Source organism: Streptomyces sp. NPDC088732 (genome assembly GCF_044751205.1).
In the GTDB taxonomy this organism is placed as follows: Bacteria; Actinomycetota; Actinomycetes; order Streptomycetales; family Streptomycetaceae; genus Actinacidiphila.
This window is the reverse complement of the sequence record NZ_JBIVLI010000003.1, coordinates 455,665-473,718: the sequence shown is the minus strand read 5'-3', so window position 1 is coordinate 473,718 and position 18,054 is coordinate 455,665. Positions and strand designations below refer to the sequence as shown.

The following is an 18,054-nucleotide window of genomic DNA, read 5'->3' as shown; positions in this document are numbered from 1 at the left end:
GGGTGTCACGGTGGAGGGCGATCCCCCTCTTAGTGGGATGCCACATCCGGGGCAGAAGTTCACGGTCTTGCCCGGTATGGATCAACCCGGTACGGATCAAGAAGTGATGTCGAGACCGCCGAGGATACGGCCGGTCAGATCGCCGCCGCCGCGCTGCCGGACCTGGACGTACACCTGCGGCTGGGCGGTGCCGTCACGCCCCAGACTGATCTCGTCGATCGAGCCGCCGGCCGCCCCGCATTCCGTCCAGTGGCGGATCCGGCCGCTCCACCGCGTACCGCGGTAGCCGCGGGACTCCTGGCGGCGGCAGACGTCGTGCCGGACGGCCCCGACGCGGGCGGCGAGGTCTCCGTGCTCGCTCAGTCCCACGAAGACGCCGTCGACCCGGGTGTCCAGGTCCGGCCAGCGGGAGGCGTCCCCGGCCACGACGAGCCCGGGCTCCCGGGCGTCCGGCAGGCCGAGCGCCGCGGGGTTCCACCCGCCGCCGACCAGTTCGCGGCTCCACGCGGCGGGCACGGTCACCGTGATCCGCCCGGTGGCGTCGCTCACCGTGTTCGTCGCCGGGGCCCGCGGCGGGGTCCTGCGGGCGGCGAGCAGCCCACCGCCGGCCCCCGCCGCCACCAGCACGGCGCACAGCGCGAGGACCAGCGCGCGGCGGTGCGCCCGCAGCCCGCGCGGTGCAACGCCCGCGGCGGGCCGGCCATGGCGTGCGGCCAGTGCCTCCAGTTCGGTGGCGAAGCGCCCGGCGTCCGGCCAGCGCTTCCTGCGATCCGGCTGGAGCGCGCGCAGCACCGCCCGCCGTACGTCGGCCGGCAGCCCCGGGCGGAGCCGGTCGGGCCGGGTGATCCGCCCCGCGGGGCCGGGCACCGTACCGGTGAGCAGGTGGTAGAGGACGGCCCCGAGCCCGTACACGTCGGCCCGCACGTCGACGCCTCCGTCCGGCCTGGCCTGTTCGGGCGCCATGTAGCCGGCCGAACCGGCGACCGTCGTCAGGCCCGAGGCCTGGGCGAGCGCCTTGGCCAGCCCCAGGTCGGCCACCAGGACCCGCTCCGCCCCGTCGCGCGAGGTGCCGATCAGGACGTTCGACGGCTTGATGTCCCGGTGCACCACGCCCGCCTCGTGCAGGGCGGCGACACCGCGGGCGGCCTCCGCGGTCAGCCGCAGCGCGTCCCCCAGGGGCAGCGGGCCGTCTGCGAGCAGATCCTCCAAAGTGCCCCGGTCCGCGTACTCCATGACGAAATAGGGACGGTCGTCCGGTAGTTCGCCCATGTCGAAGACCTGCACCAGACGGCTGGACGCCGCCTTGCGCAGCAGCCGGGCCTCGGTGAGGAAGCGCTCGCGCAGATCCAGGCGGTACGCCCAGTTCTCGGCCATCACCTTGACCGCGACAGGGGCTTCGAGCGAGTCGTCGTGCGCGAGCCACACCATCGCGAACGCCCCGGCTCCGAGCGGCCGCACGAGCCGGTAGCGGCCGATCTGTTCAGGAGGGGGCATAGGCATATCATGCACCGGCCACCCACCCGTCCGAGGAGGACCCCCGTGACGCCCGCCCAGGAGACAGAGGAGCTCGCGGCACGTGCGGCGGCCGGCGACTCGGCGGCCCTGGACCTGCTGCTCGTGGGAATCCGGCCGGAGGTGCTGCGGCGGTGCGGCCGCTTCCTGGTGCAGCGAGAGGACGCCGAGGAGGCGGCGCAGGACGTCCTGTTCCAAGTCGCCCGCAAGATCGGCACGTTCGAGGGCCGCAGCCAGTTCCACACCTGGCTGTACACCGTGGTCGCCAACTGCTGCCGGCAGAAGTACCGGGAACTCAAGCGGCGGCGGGGCGAGCAGCCGCTGTCGGCGGCGGACACCGACACGCCCGACCCGCGCCGAACCAGCATGATCGCCGGCACGCGCGTCGACCTGCTGGAGGCGCTGGAGCGCCTGGAGAGCGCCAGCCCGGAACTCGTCGCGCCCCTGGTGTACCGCGACATCTGCCAGATGGAGTACCGGGAGATCGAGGAACAGCTCGGCATCCCCATGGGCACGGTCAAGTCCCGCCTGCACAACGCACGCCGGCAGGTGCGGAACTGGCTGGCCGACCCCGGCTGAGGGCTTCCGGGAACGGGCGGAAGGGCAATCCGCAAAGAAACATCGATGGTTCCGTGAACTTTTCCGGTCCCGCGCGCAACTCACTGATCCAGGGGCGGTGTCTGCCGCCGCCGCAGGATGTCCACGGGAGTTGTGCTTTGTCCATATTGAACCGGATCGTGCCGCGTCGAGGGAGACGGTCGGCCCTCGGCGCGGGAACGGCGAGTGCCATGGTGCTCGCGGCGGTGGCCGCGCTCGGTGCCACGGGGCCGGCTCCGGCGACCGCCGCCGAGACCGCCCCCGCCTCGCCGAAGGCGTCCGCCCGCACCCAGCCGGGCCATGTCGAACCGCTCTGCGGGCCCGCGAAGCCGCACGAGTTCAGCTGTTTCGGCCTCCGGCGCACCGACGTCCCGGCCCGGAAGGGCCTGCGGACCGCCGGACAGGCCGCCCCCGAGGGCTTCGGGCCCGCCGATCTGCTCAGCGCCTACGCCCTGCCCGCGAACGGCGGCCAGGGACGCACCATCGCGATCGTCGACGCCTACGACAATCCCGATGCCGAGGCCGACCTCGCCGTCTACCGCGCCCAGTACGGCCTGCCCGCCTGCACCACCGCCAACGGCTGCTTCACCAAGGCCGACCAGCGCGGCGGCACCGACTACCCGGACCCCGACCCCGGCTGGGCCACCGAGATCTCCCTCGACCTCGACATGGTCTCCGCGGTGGCCCCCAACGCCCGCATCGTCCTGGTCGAGGCCGACACCCCGACCAGTGACGACCTCGGTGCCGCCGTGGACCAGGCCGTCGCGCTCGGCGCGCAGTACGTCTCCAATTCCTACGGCTCCAACTACGCCTTCTTCCCGGAGGACCCGGCCGAGTCCGCCCTCGACGTCCACTACGACCACCCGGGCGTCGCGATCATCGCCTCGTCCGGCGACTCCCGCTACGGCGTCGCCTACCCGGCGGCCTCCCCGTACGTCACCGCGGTCGGCGGCACCTCGCTCACCAGGAGCGCCGGGACCTCCCGCGGCTGGACCGAGTCCGTGTGGGACCACGACGGCGGCGGCACCGGATCCGGCTGCTCCCTTTACGAGCCCAAGCCCGCCTTCCAGCACGACACCGGATGCGCCGGGCGCACCGTCGCCGACGTCGCGGCCGTGGCCGACCCGGCCACCGGTGTCGCGGTCTACGACAGCTACGGCTCCGGCGGCTGGGGCGTGGCCGGCGGCACCAGTGCCTCCGCGCCGATCATCGCCGGTGTGTACGCGAACGCCGGCACCCCGGTCGCCGGCACCCACCCCAACGTCTACCCGTACGCCGCCGGCGGCCTGAACGACGTCACCGACGGCAGCAACGGCCGCTGCGCCCCCGCCTACCTGTGCACGGCGGGCCCCGGCTACGACGGTCCCACCGGCCTCGGCACCCCCAACGGCCTGAACGCCTTCCGGATGGGGCCGCACGGCACCCTCTCCGGCACCGTCACCGACCGGGCCTCGCACGCCCCCGTCGCCGACGCCACGGTGACGGCGGGCCTGTTCACCACGACCACCGACAGCGCGGGCCATTACACCCTCCCGCTGCCCGCAGGCCGCCACGAACTCGCCATCACCGCCTACGGCTACGCGCCGGGCGCGGCCACGCAGGTCGACGTCGCCGACGGCGCCACCGCGACACGGGACCTCGTGCTGCGCAAACTCGCCACCCACCGCGTGTCGGGCACCGTGACGGACGCCTCCGGGCACGGCTGGCCGCTGCACGCGAAGATCACCGTGGACGGCGTCCCGGGCGCCCCGGTGTGGTCCGACGCCGTCACCGGCGCCTACCGCCTCGACCTGCCCGAGAACCACACCTACACCCTGCACGTGGTCGGCGACGACCCGGACTACCGCTCCCTGACCCGGCAGGTCGCCGTGCGGGGCGCGGACCTGAGGGTGGGGCTGGGACTGCCCGCCGACACCTGGGCCACCGGCAACCCGGCGTACTGGCTGCGTGTGGACACCCTGGGCACCGAGTCCTTCGACTCGCCGTCCGGCCCGCCGAAGGGCTGGAGCGTGACGGACCTCGCGGGCACCGGGCACGGCTGGTCGTTCGACGACCCGGCCGGCCGGGGCAACAACACCGGCGGTTCCGGCGGGTTCGCCGTCGCCGACAACGACCACGCCGGCTGGGACGTGGCCATGGACACCGTACTGACTGGCCCGGTCTGGGACTTCGGCCGCGCCGGTGACCCGGAGCTGGCGTTCAGCACCGACTACGAGGGCTCCGCGGAGCAGCGCGGCGACGTGGAGGTCACCGCCGACGGCGGCAGGACCTGGACCACGGTGTGGCACCAGGACCAGGGGTGGGGCAGCGGGCGGGTGGAGATCCCGCTCAGCGACTGGGCGGGCGAGCGCGCGGTGCAGGCGCGCTTCCACTTCACCGGTCCCGGCCTGCTGTGGGCGGTGGACGACGTGACGGTCGCCGAGCGCGTCCTGACCCCGGTCCGGGGCGGGCTGCTCACCGGCCTCGTCACCGACGCCAACACCCGGCGCGGGCTGATCGGCGCCCAGGTGCGCTCCGGTTCCGGCAACGTCGCGCCCACCCTGGCCACCGCGGGCGACCCGCGGGTCGGCGACGGCCTGTACCGGCTGTTCGTCCCCGGCAGCGGCAGCCACCAGGTGGCCGCGGGCAAGCCCTCGTACAGCACGGCCTCCCGCACCGTCGCGGTCCCCGCGGACCGGACGTCGCAGGCCTCGTTCGCGCTGAGGGCCGGGCGGCTGACGACCCGCGTGACGCACATCGACGCGACCACCACGCCGGGCGGCAAGGTCACCCGGAAGGTCACCGTGCGCAACACCGGGACCGCTCCGCTCACCCTCCGGCTCGGTGAGCGCACCGGCACCGGCCCGGACTCCGCCGCGCCCGGCACCGCCTGGCGCTCCCTGCCCGACCTGCCGGCCGCGGTGATGGACAACGCGGTGGAGAGCCACGCGGGACGGCTGTACTCCGCGCTCGGCACGGGCGACGGCGACACCCCGACCGGCGACCTGTACGTCCTTGACCCGGGGGCGGGCACCTGGCACCGCGGCGCGAGTGCGCCGGAACCGCGCCAGGCCACCGCGCACGGCTTCGTCGGCGACCGCCTCTACACCGTGGGCGGCTGGGGACCCGGCGAGCAGGTCAGCTCGACCACCCAGGTCTACGACGCGGTGCGCGACACGTGGGCGGCCGGCCCGAGCATCCCCGAGGGCCACTACGGCGCGGCGGGCGCCGTGCTCGACGGCCGCCTCTACGTTGTCGGCGGATGCACCAACACGGACTGCTCCAGCACCGTCTTCGTGCTGGACCCGGCCACCGGCAGATGGTCCCGGGCGGCCGACTACCCGCAGACGATCAGCTGGGAGTCGTGCGGCGCCGTCAACGGCAAGCTCTACTGCGCCGGCGGCAACCACGACTACGTCGAGACGGGCGCGGCCTACGCCTACGACCCGGCCTCCGACAGCTGGCAGCCCGTCGCCGCCATGCCCGTGGGCCTGGCGACCGCCTCGTACGCCGCGGCCGACGGACGGCTCCTGGTCTCCGGCGGCTTCAAGCGGGTCGGCGTGAACCGCGTCCTCACCCCCGAGGGCTACGCCTACGACCCGGGCACCGACAGCTGGACCCGGCTGCCGGACGCCCCCACCGCGGTCTACCGCGGCGGCGGCGCCCCGGGGATGTACCAGGTCGGCGGCAGCAACCAGAGCCGCTTCCCGGTCCCCGTGGCCACCGCCCGGCAACTGCCGGGCTGGGACCGGACGGAGACGGACGTGGCCTGGCTGTCGGAGCACCCCGGCCGGCTGACGCTGCGGCCGGGCGGGAGCGCGACGTTCACGGTCGCGTTCGACGCCCGCGACATCCGGCGTCCCGGCGACCTGACGGCGTCGCTGCTGCTGCGGACCGACACCCCGTACTGGGTGCCGCCGGTCCCGGTCGCCCTGCACGTCGTGAAGCCCGCGGGCCGCTGACGCGGTTCCCGCACGGTACCGGGCCCCTCGGACAGGTCACCCGACCTGTCCGAGGGGCCGCTGCCGTACCAGGGCGGGAGCATGCCTGCGTTGACTTCGGGCTGTCATGCTGCCACGAGCGGCGGCGTCCACCGCTTGCTCGGAGACGCGGGTAGTGCTTCTGACCGGCAACGATGAGACCTGCGGAGGGTCCTGGCCGTTGGTGTCGAAGGAGCACTTCTCAGGTGAAGACCGCATGTCGGCGTCCAGCGCCACGGGTGGGGGGCGGACGGGTGGGGTACTGCTGCTCGAGACAGTCGGCAGTACGGGCCGGCATCCGGCGACAATGATCGTTGGCCGCCTGTGCGTATGACGTGGGGGGTCTTGTGAGTCCGAGTCCGCGCGAGGTGTTCCTCCGGCTTGTCCACGGGGTCGCCGACGGGAACTCAAGCGAGTTGCCCGACCTGTACGGCGAGGTCACCGATGTCCGGCATCCGATGGCGATGCCGGAGTCCGAGCCGTTGACGAGTCGGCGTGCGCTCCGGGAGCACTTCACGGTGCCGCCGGAAGTCCGGGAGTCCTTGCCGAAGAGGCGTGTCGTCGATGTCGTCGTCCACGAGACCGCCGATCCTGAAGTGATCGTCGCCGAGTTCGCTTACGAGTTCACGTTGCCGGACGACTCCGTGGCCAAGGTTCCCTGCGTCTTCGTCATGCGTGTGCGGGACGGTCAGATCATCGAGTCACGCGACTACATCGACCCGATCCGTAGATACACGGCACGCGGGGATCTCGACCGCCTCATCGCGTCGTTGCGCAAGGGCGTTTCCTAGCCCCGCGCTTACCGGGATGGGCTGTCCACGACGGACCGGCTTGTCAACCGCGAAGGATGCGGACGGAGGGGTTCCTGCCGCTGCCCCGCCGGTCCGGCGTTCCTGGACGGCCCCGCCGCCGGCGCGCTCGCCCACCCGGAGAGGTGCGCGGGGTTCACGGCAGCACGGCGCAGAGCGCGTCCAGCGCGCCCGCCCACGCGCTCTCCGAGGGTGCCGCGTAGTCGACGACCAGCCCGTCCCGCTCCGGCACTTGAGCCTCGGAACCGGCGATGTCGTGCCGGAACTCCGCCAGCCCGCTGACCGCCAGGCCCCGCCGTGCCGCCGCCTCGACCACCGGGCGCTCCGTCCCGCGGGGCAGTTCGAGGACTCCCTGGAGTCCCGCCGCCATGCCGGTCATGCGGACGGCGGGGGCCCTGCGCGCCAGCGCCGCGACCAATCCGGCGGTGACGGTCGCCCTGTGGGTCATGGGCGCCTTCCCGGGCCGTGCCGTCCTGCCCTACGCGCTCGCCCAGTTCGCCGGCTCCGCAGCGGGCACGGCCTGGGACGTCTGGTCTGGGGTCCCGCGATCTCCCGCCCGGCGGTCGCCCATGCGGCGATCAGGCCCGCGGCCGGCTGGCACCCCGCGTCCGTCTTCCTCGCGGAGGCCGCAGGCATGATGCTCCTGATCCTTGTCGTCGGGTTCGTCATGGCCCGTCCCGGGCGGGCCCACCGGGTGCCCTGTGCCATCGGGCTGTCCGTCGGGCTGGTGATCGTCCTCCTCGGGCCCCGCAGCGGGGGATCGATCAACCCCGCCCGGCAGTTCGGCCCCGCCGTGCTCTCCGGGCAGACCACCGACCTGTGGATCTACCTGGTCGCGCCGGTCCTCGGCGCGGTCGCCGGGGCCTGGCTCCATCGCCTGCTCGCGCGGCGCGGCCGCACGCCTCGGCCCTTCGGCCCCCGGACCCTCCGGGTGCCCCGTCCGCACGAGGCGGATCCGCAGGGTCGGGCCCGGGCACGTTCTCAGGCCCGCAGGTAGGTCAGGACGGCCAGGACCCGGCGGTGGGTCTCATCGGCCGGGGGGAGGTCGAGCTTGGAGAGGATGCTGCCGATGTGCTTGCCCACGGCCGCCTCGGAGACGACCAGTTCGCGGGCGATCGCCCCGTTCGACCTGCCCTCCGCGACCAGCGCCAGGACCTCCCGCTCGCGCGGGGTGAGCCGCTCCAGCGGACCGCGGCGGCGGCGTAGCAACTGCCGTACGACCTCGGGATCCACGACCGTGCCGCCGGCCGCGACCTCGCACAGCGCCTCGACGAACTCCCCGACCCGGCCGACCCGGTCCTTGAGCAGATACCCGAGGCCCGTTCCGTCGCCGGAGTCCAGCAGTTCCGCGGCGTAGGCCCGTTGCACGTACTGGCTGAGGACGAGGACGGGGAGGGCGGGCCGCGTCTGCCGCAGCCGCACCGCGGCCCGTAGGCCCTCGTCCTGGAAGCCGGGCGGCATGCGGACGTCCGTCACCACGATGTCCGGGGAGTGCTCGTCCACGGCCGCGAGCAGCGCGTCGGCGTCGCCGACGGCGGCCACGACCCGGTGCCCGAAGCGGTCGAGCAGGCCCGTCAGCCCCTCCCGCAGCAGCACGCTGTCCTCGGCCAGCACTACGCGGAGGTCTCGGTCCACTCGCAAGGAATCTCCACACGCAGCAGGGTCGGTCCGCCGGGCGGGCTGGACAGTGAGAGTCTCCCATCCAGTACGGAGACCCGGTCGGCGAGCCCGGTCAGCCCGCTGCCCGCACCGGGCTCGGCGCCGCCCCGGCCCGCGTCCCGCACCTGGAGGACGAGGTGCCCGTCGCGGTGGCCGCCGCTCACCTCCGCCCGGTCGGCGGCGCTGTGCCGGGCGACGTTGACCAGGGCCTCGCGCACCACGAAGTAGGCGGCGGCCTCGACCGCGCGGGGCAGCCGTCCGGGCAGTTCGAGGTCCACGTCGACGGGGACGGCGGAGCGGTCGGCGGCGTCGGCCACGGCCGCCTCCAGGCCGAAGTCGGCCAGGACCCGCGGGTGGACGCCGTGGATGAGTTCGCGCAGTTCCTCCAGGACCCTGCCCGCCTCCGCATGGGCCCTGGCGAGCTGTTCGGCCAGGGGGCCGGGCGGTGCGTCGAGGCGCGCCAGGCCCAAGGCCATGGTCAGGGCGACGAGGCGCTGTTGCGCCCCGTCGTGAAGGTCGCGCTCGATCCTGCGCCGCTCCGCCTCGAATGCGTCGACCAGGCGTACGCGGGACCGGGTCAGTTCGACGATCCGGGCGCCCGGATCGCGGTCGCCCGGAGCGACGAGGAGGCGGGTGAGTCCGGCCCGTGCGCCCGCGGCGACGCCCATGACGTACGCGCCGAGCGCGAGCAGCACCAGCCCCAGCACGGCCGCGCCGCATGCTGCGGGCCATGTGGTGACGGTCCACTGCTTGAGCACCTTCACCTCGTGCCCCTCACCGACGGTCGCCATCAGCACCGGGGCGGCGACCAGCGAGAGCGGGACGGCCAGTGCGACGGTGACGACGAGTGCCTCCACCGGCCACAGCAGCCCCGCGAACAGGACGGCGTGGCCGAGTTCCCGCCAGGTCGCCCGCTCCCGCAGCCGCGTCGTCAGCCAGGCCCACAACCCACCTTCCGCGGGCGTCACATGGGGCCCCGGTGCGGGTTCGCGGTCGATCAGGCGCAGCCTCGCCCGCTCCAGCACGGCGACGGGAAGGCCCGCGAGCGCGGTGAGCGCGAGCAGCGGCAGGCCCACGAGGACGACGGCGAGTACCGTCCCGGCGGCCGCCGCGGTGACGATCCCCACAAGGGTGACGGCGCCCGCGACCACCCCGGTCAGCAGGTAGGCCACTGAGCGCCACGGCCACGCGGACAGCAGGAAGCCGCGTCCGGACATCGCCTGCCACACATTTCCGGGATGCATGCGGATCACCGTAGGCCCCCCGTGCGGGCCGGACCATCGGCCCAGCGCGAGGAACGGGGGTATGCCTGGCCCCACCCCGACTCTCCCCCCTGCCCCAATGCGCCACGGCCGCCCGGCGGGATTTCGTGGAGTCACCCGGGAGACGCCGCGCCCCGGAACACCCCGCGGGGGGAGATGCGGCCCGAACGAAGGGGGACACATGAACGACGACGCCATCAGAATGCGCTCCGTCAGCAAGCGCCACGGCTCCGGGGACAGTGCCGTGACGGCCCTGGACGAGGTCTCGCTTGCTTTTGCCAGAGGCACCTTCACCGCCGTCATGGGACCCTCCGGCTCCGGCAAGTCGACTCTCCTCCAGTGCGCCGCGGGCCTTGACCGGCCCACTTCGGGGTCGGTACGGCTCGGCGACACCGAGCTGACGTCGCTCGGCGAGACACGGCTGACCCGGCTGCGCCGCGAGCGGATCGGCTTCGTCTTCCAGGCGTTCAACCTGCTGCCGTCGCTGACCGCCGAGCAGAACGCCGCGCTCCCGCTGCGACTCGCGGGCCGCCGGCCCTCCCGTGCCACGGTGCGCGAAGCGCTGCGGCAGGTCGGCCTGGGCGACCGCGCCGGGCACCGGCCCTCGGAGTTGTCCGGCGGGCAGCAGCAACGGGTGGCTCTGGCCCGCGCGTTGATCACCCGCCCCGAGGTGCTGTTCGCTGACGAACCGACCGGTGCCCTGGACTCGCGGGCCGGCCGCGAGGTGCTGAACCTGCTGCGCGGCATGGTCGACCACGAAGGCCGCACCGTCGTGATGGTCACCCATGACCCGGTGGCCGCCGCCTGCGCGGACCGTGTCGTGTTCCTCGTCGACGGCCGCGTCCACGGCGAACTGGCCGCGGCGAGCGCGGACGACATCGCCACGCGGATGACCGGGCTGGAGGCCGTGCCGTGCTGAGCGTCGCCCTGAGCACCCTGCGCACCCGCTGGGCCACCTTCGCCGGCAGCTTCGTCGCGCTGTCGCTGGGGGTCGCGCTGCTGGCCGTGACCGGACTGGTCCTCGCCTCCTCCCAGGACGCGCCCGAACGGCGGCCCGAGCGTTTCGCCGCGGCTCCGGTCGTGGTCCGGGGGCAGGACACCCTGCGCGTGAGCACGCCGAGGGGTGTGCGGACGCACGCGCTCGCACAGCCGCGTGGCGTGCCCGTCACGACGCTCGCCGTGCTGCGGGGGCTCGGTCCGGTCGTCGAGGACCGGTCGTTCCCCGTTCGGGCCGAGGGCGGACCCGGTGACCTTGTGGGACACCCTTGGTCCACCGCTGCGTTCGCCCCCTACGTGCTCACCGCGGGACGCGCGCCCCGCGCGGACGACGAGGTCGTCGTGAGCGGTGGCTGGGCCGTGCCGGGCACGCGTGTGCGCACCGACCGGGGCACCGTCCGCGTCGTGGGTGCCGTGTCGGAGCGTGGTTTCGAGCATGCCGTCTTCTATACCGACGCACGTGCCGCCCGGCTGTGTCCCGTCAGCCGGCAGGCGGTGGTCGACGCGGACGCCACCGCGGTACGGGAGGCGGTCCGCGGCAGCGGCGCCCGGGTACTCACTGGGAACGGCCGGCGCTACGCCGACGCCGATCCCGGCCGCGACGGCGAGGCGGTGACCGCGATGAACGCCCTGTTCGGCACAGCCGGCGGCGTCACCGCCTTCGTGTCGGTGTTCGTCGTGGCCTCCACGTTCGCCTTCTCGGTCGCCCAGCGCCGCCGTGAGTTCGGGCTGCTCCGCACCGCCGGCGCCGCTCCCGGCCTGCTCCGCCGGATGGTGCTGACCGAATCCCTGCTGGTCGCCGTGGTCGCCTCGACGACGGGCTGCCTGCTCGGGGCGTACGCGGCGCCGCGGCTGGCCGCGTCGGTGGTCGAGCACGGACTGGCACCGGGCTGGTTCACCGTCAAGGACCACAGCTGGCCCTACCAGGCGGCCTTCTGGACGGGCCTGTTCGTCGCCCTGGGCGGTGCCGCCGCGGCCTCCTGGCGGGCCGGCCGGACCGGCCCCGTGCAGGCGTTGCGCGAAGCCTCCGCCGACCCCGAAGCGATGACGTGGGGCCGGTGGGTGTTCGGCGCCGGGCTGCTGCTGACCGCCGTGGTGACCCTCGGTGCCGGCCTGGCCGGCGACCCCGGCGACCTTCTGCACCGCAAGACGTACGTGAGCCGTCCGCTGCTGCTGATCACGGCGGCCGCCCTGCTCGCGCCCGTCGTGGTGCGTCCACCGGCCCGCCTCCTGGCCGGCGTGTCCGGCCGGCTGCCCGGTGCCGTCGGCATGCTGGTGGGAGAGGGCGCCGCAGCCGGGGTGCGCCGCACCGCCGCGGTCGCCGCGCCCGTCCTGGTGATGGTCGCCCTCACGGGGTCACTGCTCGGCAGCACCGCCACCCTCGACGGGGCCAGGGCCGTCGAGATACGCCAACGGACCACCGCCGCCTACGTGGTCACCGCCCCGGACGGTGCGGGCTTCGACGCGCGGACCCTGCGACGGCTGCGCGGCGTGCCCGGGGCGCAGGTGTGGCCGTCGGCGGCGAGCGAGGTGTTCGTCCTGGAGGACGGCCCGGCATTGATCAGGTCCGAGGCGAGGGCAGCCGACCCCGGGGCCCTCGCCGCCACCACCCGGCTGCCACTCGTCGCGGGGAACGCGGCCGATCTCGACGACGGGTCGATCGTCGTGAACGAGGAATGGGAACGGCACTCCGTCGGCGGGCGCGTCCAGGTCTGGCTCGGGAACGGCACCAGGAGGACGCTGCGCATTGCGGCGGTGATGGCGGTCGGCACGGGCGGCAACGGTGTCTGGGTCACTCCCGCCAACGCCCCCGGTGCCGTCGTCGACCGGGTGGACGTGGCCCTGGCGAAGGGCGCGGATTCCGGCGAGGTGAGTACCTTGCTGCGCAAGGCGGTCGAGCCTGCCGGCGGTCGCGTGCTCTCCCGGGACGAGTGGCTCGCGGCAGCGCGGCCGGAGAACGACCGTACGACGTGGCTCGGCTTTGTACTCGTCCTCGGCATCGCCCTGCTCTACACCGCCGTCTCCCTGGTCAACACCACGGTGATGGCCACCTCCGACCGGGTCCGCGAACTGGCCGTGCTGCGGCTGGCCGGGGCCACGCAGCGGCAGGTGCTGCGGCTGGTCGGCGCCGAGTCCCTCGTGGTGGTCGCGGTGGGGTCACTCCTGGGCCTGGCCGTGGCCGTACTCAACCTCTCGGGAATGCGGTGGGCGCTCGCCCTGCTGTCGGTGAGCGCTCCCATCGAGCTGCCCTGGGCGGCTGTCGGGGCGGCCGCGGGCGCGTGCGCGGTCCTCGCCGTCCTCGCGTCGACCGTGGGGGCCGGATTCGCGCTGCGGCGTCCCGCGGTGGCACTCGCGGGAACGCGGGAGTGACCCCGCGCCGGGCGCGGTGTCCGCCCAGGAAGGCCGTGTATGGGCGAAGGCGGTCGGGGGCGGTGCCCGTGCTGTCCGGCACGGGCCGCGGGTCCCGCACCGTCGCAGCCCTGTTTCAGGGGATATCTCCCCCTCCCTGTTACCCTCGCCCCTGTCCGTCGGCGGGCCGCCGCCGCGACCGTGAAAAGGAGTGATCCCTCATGCGTGTTCTGGTCGCGGGTGCCACCGGAGCGGTCGGGCGGCTGCTTGTTCCGCTGCTCCTGGAGTCCGGGCACCAGGTCACGGGAATCTCCCGCACGCCCAAGGGCGCCGAGAGTGTACGTGGCCAGGGCGCGTCGGCCGTGCAGGGCGATGTGTTCGACCGGGACGGTCTGCGGCGGATCGTGGCCGCGGCCGCGCCCGACGCGGTCGTCCACCAGCTCACCGACCTGTCCGGCGCCGACGGGGAGGCGACCAACCGGCTCCGCCGGGAGGGCACGCGCCACCTGGTGGACGCGGCCGTGGCCGCCGGCGTCACCAGGATCGTGGCCCAGTCGATCTCCTGGGCGTACGCGGCGGGGGAGGGGCCGGCCGACGAGTCCGAGCCGCTGGACATCGGCGCGCCGCAACCCCGCGGAGCGCTGGTCGACGGCCTGCGGGCGCTGGAGGACACGGCGGCCGTCATGGAGGCGGCGGTGGTGCTGCGCTACGGCGTCCTGTACGGCCCCGGCACCTGGTACGCGCCGGGCGGCGCCGTGGCCGCGGCCCTGGCCGGCGATCCGTCCGCGCGGTTCCTCGGGAGCATCGAGGCGGATCTGTCCGTGAGTTCGTTCCTGCATGTCGCCGATGCCGCACGGGCCGCCGTCGCCGCCCTCGACTGGCCTTCCGGGCCGGTCAACATCGTGGACGACGAGCCTGCGCAGGCCCGCGCGTGGCTGCCGGTCCTGGCGGACGCCCTCGGCGTGCCCGCACCGGTCGCGACATCGGGGCGGCAGGACTGGGCGCGGGGCGCCTCCAACGCGCTGGCCCGCTCGCGGGGGTGGCGGCCCGGGTACCCGACCTGGCGCACCGGCTTCGCGGCGCAGGGCGCCTGATCCCCGGGGTTCAGGAGCCGCCGATGACGCTCACGTCGTCGGGGTCGATCAGGTCGGGGGAGAGCCAGCCGTCGAGGTCGTACTCGGCGAGGCAGGTGTCGGCGAAGCCGCGGTAGGCCTCGGTGAGGCCCGTCGCGTCCTGCGCGGTGAGGATGTCCAGCCGGACCGCCTCGTGGTTGCCGCTGTAGCTGCGCTCGTACAACTCGTGCCGGCCGCCGAACTCCGTGCCGACGGCGTCCCACAGGAGCTTCATGACCTTGGCGCGGTGCACGGCGTCGTAGCCGTTCGAGCCGCGCATGTAGCGGTCGAGGTAGGTGCGGACGTCAGGGTTCTTGAAGTCGGCGGCGTGCGAGGTGAGGTAGATCAGCCCGCTGCCGAGGTCCTGTTCGACGATCTCCCTGATCCGGGGGTACCCCTGGGTCATGAACCAGCGGTAGGACAGGCCCGCGTCGAGGTTGGGCAGCACGCTGCCGCCCACCCACGGGTCGGGGTTGTGCGCCATGGAGTCGGTGAGCGCCCACATCAGGTTCCGCCAGGCGAGCACCTCGCCGACCCGGGTCCGCACCCCGCGGAAGTCCGAGGTCCCGGTGATGTCCAGGGCCTTGAGGAGCAGCCCGGCCAGGAACTCGATCTTGACCGCCAGCCGGACGCATCCCTGGAAGGCGAAGCGCGGCAGGAAGCCCGACGCGGGCAGGAAGGCGTCCGCCTTCTCCGGGTCGCCGTGGACGAACACGTTCTCCCAGGGCACGAGGACCTTGTCGAGCACCAGGACGGTGTCGTTCTCGTCCAGGCGGCTGGACAGCGGGTGGTCGAAGGGGCTGCCGGTCACCGCGGCGTTCATCGCGTACGAGGGGCGGCAGATGAGCTTCGTCCCCGGTGCGTTCAGCGGGATCGCGCAGACCAGCGCGTACGCGCGCTTCTTGAGGGGCAGGCCGGAGTGCGCGACGAAGCTCATGTGCGTGGTCGCCGATCCGGTGGCCACGACCTTGGCGCCGCTGACGACCAGTCCGTTGTCCGTCTCCTTCTCGACGTGCACGAACACGTCGGCCACCTCGTCGGGAGGCCGGTCGCGGTCGACGGGCGGATGGATGATCGCGTGGTTCCAGTACAGGACCTTCTCCTGCGACTCGCGGTACCAGCGGTGGGCGTTGTCCTGGTAGGGGGCGTAGAAGTCCGCGTTCGCGCCGAGCGTGCCGAGGAACGCCGCCTTGTAGTCGGGGCTGCGGCCCATCCAGCCGTACGTGAGCCGGGCCCACGCGGCGATGGCGTCCCGGTCGCCGACCAGGTCCGCCGCGCTGCGGGCCGCGCGGAAGTAACGCATGGTGCGCCCGTCGCTGCCGGTGTCGGTGGGGCAGGTGAGCACGGGCCCTGCGGCCGGGTCGTGCAGCGCGTCGTAGAGGCGGGCCGCCATGCGGACGGTGTTGCGGAACGCCGGGTGCGTGGTCACGTCCCGGACGCGCTCCCCGTACAGGTAGATCTCCCGGCCGTCGCGGAGACTCTCCACGTACTCCTCCCCGGTCAGCGGGCGCGTGACGCGGACCGCGGCCGGGTCGCTGTCGGGAGCGGTCATGCGCAGGCCCCGTCGGTCGCCGCGGGGTGTGCCGTCGCGCCGACACCCATCGGCTGCCCCTTTCGTCGCGTGCCCGCCGCCCGAAGGCCGCACTCGCGGGACGGACGTAAGCCGCTTATTACGTAAAAACCCACCAAACCGCCCGGTGACGGCTCTGTCAAGGGAGGGCGTACGCAGGGGCGGTCAGGCGGGCGTCACGGCCCAGGCCACCTCGTCGGGGACGAGGACGCCCTGGTAGACCCGCTCGGTCATCGCCGCCACCCGGGGCCAGGCGAACCGGGTCAGGGCACGTCGGCGCCCGTTCGCCCCGCACACCCTGCGGGTGCCGGGGGAGGCGAGCAGCCCGCCGACCGCCTGTGCCAGGGCGGCATGGGAGTGCGGCGACACCAGGCGCCCCGTGCCCGGGTCGGCCACCGTGTCCAGGTGGCCGCCCACCGCGCTGGCCACCACGGGCCTGCCGCAGGCCATGGCCTCCAACGGCACGCTGCCGAACGGCGCGTAGTCCGCGGGGCAGACCACGACGTCCGCGCTGCGGATCAGCGGGGCCACCGCGGTGCCGGGCACGCCGCCGGTGAACCGGACCCGGTCGCCGACCCCCATGTCCCGTGCCAGGTCGAGCAGCCGGCGCACCTCGGGGTCGCCCCTGAGGCGGTCCGCGGCCGGACCGCCGACGACGACGAGCTCGGTCCCGGGCAGCCGGGTCAGCGCGGCGACGGAGACCGCGATGCCCCGGCGTGCGGCCAGCGGGCCCACTTGGAGCAGCCGGTGGTGTGCGGGGCCGCGCTGGGCGGCGAGGCCGATCGGGGTGAACCGGTCGGTGTCGACGCCCCGGGGGACGACGCTGATCCTGTGCACCGGAATGCCCATCTGCACCAGTTCCCCGACCTCCTCACGGCAGACGGCGATCACCCGGTCGCAGGCCAGGCCGAGTTCGGTCTCGCGGACGACGAGGTCGGCCCGGTGGGCGCCGCCGGGCGTCGCCTCGTACCGCCGCGTGACCGTGCCGAGGGCGTGGAAGGTGTGCACCAGCGGAATGCCCAGCTGACCGGCCGCCCGCAGCGAGGCCAGGCCCGACATCCAGAAGTGCGTGTGCACGATGTCCGGTTGCCGCAGGCGCCAGAGCCGGGTCAGGGCGCGCCCGAACTCCGCCATGTGGGGCAGCAGTTCGTGCTCGGTCAGCGGCCGCGGCGGCCCGGCGGGGACGTGGTGGACCTCGACGCCCTCGCACAGCGGCACCACGTCCGGCAGGCCCGGCGCGTCACGCCGGACGTGCACGGTCACCCGGTGGCCCCGCCCGGCGAGGGCGGCGGCCAGCCGCACGACATGGGCGTGGGGCCCGTCGCCGTCCGGTCCGCCCGGCGCGGCCAGGGGGCTCGCGTGCTCGGAGACGAGCGCGATCGCCATGGAGTCGGCGGTGCTGCGGCTGTTCATGGGCGCACCTCCCATCCCGTCGTGCTCACCGTGCGGGCTCCGGCAGCACCAGCCGTACGGCCTGGAGCAGGTCGGAGGCGAGTACCTCGGCCTCCCGGACCTCCTCGGGCAGGGTGACCGGGGTGGGGACGAGCACCCCGCGCGCGCCCGCGGCCCGGGCGGCGGCCGTGTCGGCGCCGATGTCCCCGATGACGGCGGCCTGCGCGGGGGGTATGCCGAGCCAGTCGCAGGCCGCGAGCACCAGGCCGGGCGCGGGTTTGCGGCAGTCGCAGACCTCGTCCCAGTGCGGGCAGACCGCCCACAGCGCGAACGGCCCGAGCAGGTCCTCCACGCGCCGCTGCACCGCGACGACCTGACGCCACGTCAGCACCCCGCGTCCCACCCCCGACTGGTCGCTCACCACACCCACCGGGATCCCCTGCGCCCGTACGGCCGCCACGGCCTCGCGGGCGGTCGGCATGGGGACGACGCGCGCCGGGTCGCCGTTGTAGGGCACGTCCACGACGAGGGTCCCGTCGCGGTCGAAGAGCACCGCCTGCGGGAACCCCATGGGGGGCTCCGCGGGTACGGCTCCCGGGAACAGCCACGGCCCGGGGGAGGGAAGCGGGGGGCCGTGGGTGTTCCAGGTGCCGAAGCGGCTGGTCACGGCCGGACCGCTCGCGGACGGCGAGGGGTGCGGCCGGGGGCGGGAGTGTGGTTTCCGGGGAACGGGGAAGGGCGTGCCATTCGATCTCCTCCCGTCGGGGCGGATACCGGTCACACGTGGCGGAAGCCTCTCAACACCATCCGGTCCCGCCCGCCCGGAGGCACCTTCGC

14 protein-coding genes and 1 pseudogene are annotated in these 18,054 nt (G+C 74.2%); 8 read left to right on the top strand and 7 right to left on the bottom strand.

From position 1 onward, the window contains the following. Positions 1–96: 96 nt before the first annotated feature. Positions 97–1,494 carry a serine/threonine-protein kinase gene (locus ACIP9H_RS07590; RefSeq protein ID WP_401958077.1) on the bottom strand — a complete coding sequence of 466 codons (1,398 nt, stop codon included), beginning with the start codon at positions 1,492–1,494 and terminating at the stop codon, positions 97–99. Positions 1,495–1,503: 9 nt separating this feature from the next. On the opposite strand from ACIP9H_RS07590, the gene ACIP9H_RS07585 reads away from it, so the two are divergent. The 3 genes from ACIP9H_RS07585 to ACIP9H_RS07575 all read left to right on the top strand — a co-directional run bounded on the left by ACIP9H_RS07585 (position 1,504) and on the right by ACIP9H_RS07575 (position 6,859). Then, complete coding sequence (locus ACIP9H_RS07585; RefSeq protein WP_401582247.1) at positions 1,504–2,091, top strand: RNA polymerase sigma factor; 588 nt, start codon at positions 1,504–1,506, stop codon at positions 2,089–2,091. A 209-nt stretch (positions 2,092–2,300) separates the two neighbouring features. Continuing rightward, a complete protein-coding gene (locus ACIP9H_RS07580) occupies positions 2,301–6,050 on the top strand; it encodes a carboxypeptidase regulatory-like domain-containing protein (RefSeq protein ID WP_401958074.1) in 3,750 nt (1,249 codons plus the stop codon). 365 nt (positions 6,051–6,415) lie between these two features. Further along, positions 6,416–6,859 carry a nuclear transport factor 2 family protein gene (locus ACIP9H_RS07575; RefSeq protein WP_401958072.1) on the top strand — a complete coding sequence of 148 codons (444 nt, stop codon included), beginning with the start codon at positions 6,416–6,418 and terminating at the stop codon, positions 6,857–6,859. Positions 6,860–7,013: 154 nt separating this feature from the next. On the opposite strand, the pseudogene ACIP9H_RS07570 reads toward ACIP9H_RS07575, so the two are convergent. After that, positions 7,014–7,295 (bottom strand): annotated as a pseudogene (locus tag ACIP9H_RS07570) (PLP-dependent aminotransferase family protein); the annotation flags it as partial. On the opposite strand from ACIP9H_RS07570, the gene ACIP9H_RS07565 reads away from it, so the two are divergent. Both ACIP9H_RS07565 and ACIP9H_RS07560 read left to right on the top strand, forming a co-directional pair. Beyond that, positions 7,246–7,515: an aquaporin gene (locus ACIP9H_RS07565; RefSeq protein WP_401958069.1), complete on the top strand. Its 270-nt coding sequence runs from the start codon at positions 7,246–7,248 to the stop codon at positions 7,513–7,515. The pseudogene ACIP9H_RS07570 and the gene ACIP9H_RS07565 overlap by 50 nt on opposite strands. After that, positions 7,398–7,874 carry an aquaporin gene (locus ACIP9H_RS07560; RefSeq protein WP_401958173.1) on the top strand — a complete coding sequence of 159 codons (477 nt, stop codon included), beginning with the start codon at positions 7,398–7,400 and terminating at the stop codon, positions 7,872–7,874. The genes ACIP9H_RS07565 and ACIP9H_RS07560 overlap by 118 nt, the downstream gene beginning before the upstream one ends. On the opposite strand, the gene ACIP9H_RS07555 is transcribed toward ACIP9H_RS07560, so the two are convergent. Together ACIP9H_RS07555 and ACIP9H_RS07550 are read right to left on the bottom strand one after the other, a co-directional pair. Then, positions 7,859–8,491 carry a response regulator gene (locus ACIP9H_RS07555; RefSeq protein WP_401582402.1) on the bottom strand — a complete coding sequence of 211 codons (633 nt, stop codon included), beginning with the start codon at positions 8,489–8,491 and terminating at the stop codon, positions 7,859–7,861. The genes ACIP9H_RS07560 and ACIP9H_RS07555 overlap by 16 nt on opposite strands. Then, positions 8,491–9,753 carry a sensor histidine kinase gene (locus ACIP9H_RS07550; RefSeq protein ID WP_401958171.1) on the bottom strand — a complete coding sequence of 421 codons (1,263 nt, stop codon included), beginning with the start codon at positions 9,751–9,753 and terminating at the stop codon, positions 8,491–8,493. The genes ACIP9H_RS07555 and ACIP9H_RS07550 overlap by 1 nt, the downstream gene beginning before the upstream one ends. Positions 9,754–9,979: 226 nt before the next feature. Between ACIP9H_RS07550 and ACIP9H_RS07545 the strand changes: the two genes are divergently transcribed. The 3 genes from ACIP9H_RS07545 (at position 9,980) to ACIP9H_RS07535 (ending at position 14,237) form a co-directional block, all read left to right on the top strand. Further along, a complete protein-coding gene (locus ACIP9H_RS07545) occupies positions 9,980–10,717 on the top strand; it encodes an ABC transporter ATP-binding protein (protein ID WP_401958066.1) in 738 nt (245 codons plus the stop codon). Then, on the top strand, positions 10,711–13,164 hold the full coding sequence (locus tag ACIP9H_RS07540; RefSeq protein ID WP_401958064.1) for an FtsX-like permease family protein: 2,454 nt from the start codon (positions 10,711–10,713) through the stop codon (positions 13,162–13,164). The genes ACIP9H_RS07545 and ACIP9H_RS07540 overlap by 7 nt, the downstream gene beginning before the upstream one ends. A 200-nt stretch (positions 13,165–13,364) precedes the next feature. Then, complete coding sequence (locus tag ACIP9H_RS07535) at positions 13,365–14,237, top strand: NAD-dependent epimerase/dehydratase family protein (RefSeq protein WP_401958061.1); 873 nt, start codon at positions 13,365–13,367, stop codon at positions 14,235–14,237. 10 nt (positions 14,238–14,247) lie between these two features. Here ACIP9H_RS07535 and ACIP9H_RS07530 read toward each other — a convergent pair whose 3' ends face one another. The 3 genes from ACIP9H_RS07530 to ACIP9H_RS07520 all read right to left on the bottom strand — a co-directional run bounded on the left by ACIP9H_RS07530 (position 14,248) and on the right by ACIP9H_RS07520 (position 17,788). Further along, positions 14,248–15,807 carry a 4-hydroxyphenylacetate 3-hydroxylase family protein gene (locus ACIP9H_RS07530; protein WP_401958059.1) on the bottom strand — a complete coding sequence of 520 codons (1,560 nt, stop codon included), beginning with the start codon at positions 15,805–15,807 and terminating at the stop codon, positions 14,248–14,250. A 183-nt stretch (positions 15,808–15,990) separates the two neighbouring features. Then, the gene (locus tag ACIP9H_RS07525; protein ID WP_401958056.1) at positions 15,991–17,238 is read right to left on the bottom strand and encodes a glycosyltransferase; all 1,248 of its coding nucleotides are present in this window, start codon (positions 17,236–17,238) and stop codon (positions 15,991–15,993) included. Positions 17,239–17,263: 25 nt separating this feature from the next. Beyond that, positions 17,264–17,788, bottom strand: coding sequence for an HAD-IIIA family hydrolase (locus ACIP9H_RS07520; protein WP_401582225.1), 525 nt, complete (start codon positions 17,786–17,788; stop codon positions 17,264–17,266). Positions 17,789–18,054 lie beyond the last annotated feature (266 nt).

Coding starts and splice junctions, on each gene's coding strand:
- ACIP9H_RS07590 (WP_401958077.1), bottom strand. CDS start 1,494: ATGCCCCCTCCTGAACAGATCGGCCGCTACCGGCTCGTGCGGCCGCTC.
- ACIP9H_RS07550 (WP_401958171.1), bottom strand. CDS start 9,753: ATGTCCGGACGCGGCTTCCTGCTGTCCGCGTGGCCGTGGCGCTCAGTG.
- ACIP9H_RS07580 (WP_401958074.1), top strand. CDS start 2,301: ATGGTGCTCGCGGCGGTGGCCGCGCTCGGTGCCACGGGGCCGGCTCCG.
- ACIP9H_RS07535 (WP_401958061.1), top strand. CDS start 13,365: ATGCGTGTTCTGGTCGCGGGTGCCACCGGAGCGGTCGGGCGGCTGCTT.
- ACIP9H_RS07520 (WP_401582225.1), bottom strand. CDS start 17,788: ATGGGGTTCCCGCAGGCGGTGCTCTTCGACCGCGACGGGACCCTCGTC.
- ACIP9H_RS07565 (WP_401958069.1), top strand. CDS start 7,246: ATGCCGGTCATGCGGACGGCGGGGGCCCTGCGCGCCAGCGCCGCGACC.
- ACIP9H_RS07545 (WP_401958066.1), top strand. CDS start 9,980: ATGAACGACGACGCCATCAGAATGCGCTCCGTCAGCAAGCGCCACGGC.
- ACIP9H_RS07525 (WP_401958056.1), bottom strand. CDS start 17,238: ATGAACAGCCGCAGCACCGCCGACTCCATGGCGATCGCGCTCGTCTCC.
- ACIP9H_RS07585 (WP_401582247.1), top strand. CDS start 1,504: ATGCACCGGCCACCCACCCGTCCGAGGAGGACCCCCGTGACGCCCGCC.
- ACIP9H_RS07530 (WP_401958059.1), bottom strand. CDS start 15,807: ATGACCGCTCCCGACAGCGACCCGGCCGCGGTCCGCGTCACGCGCCCG.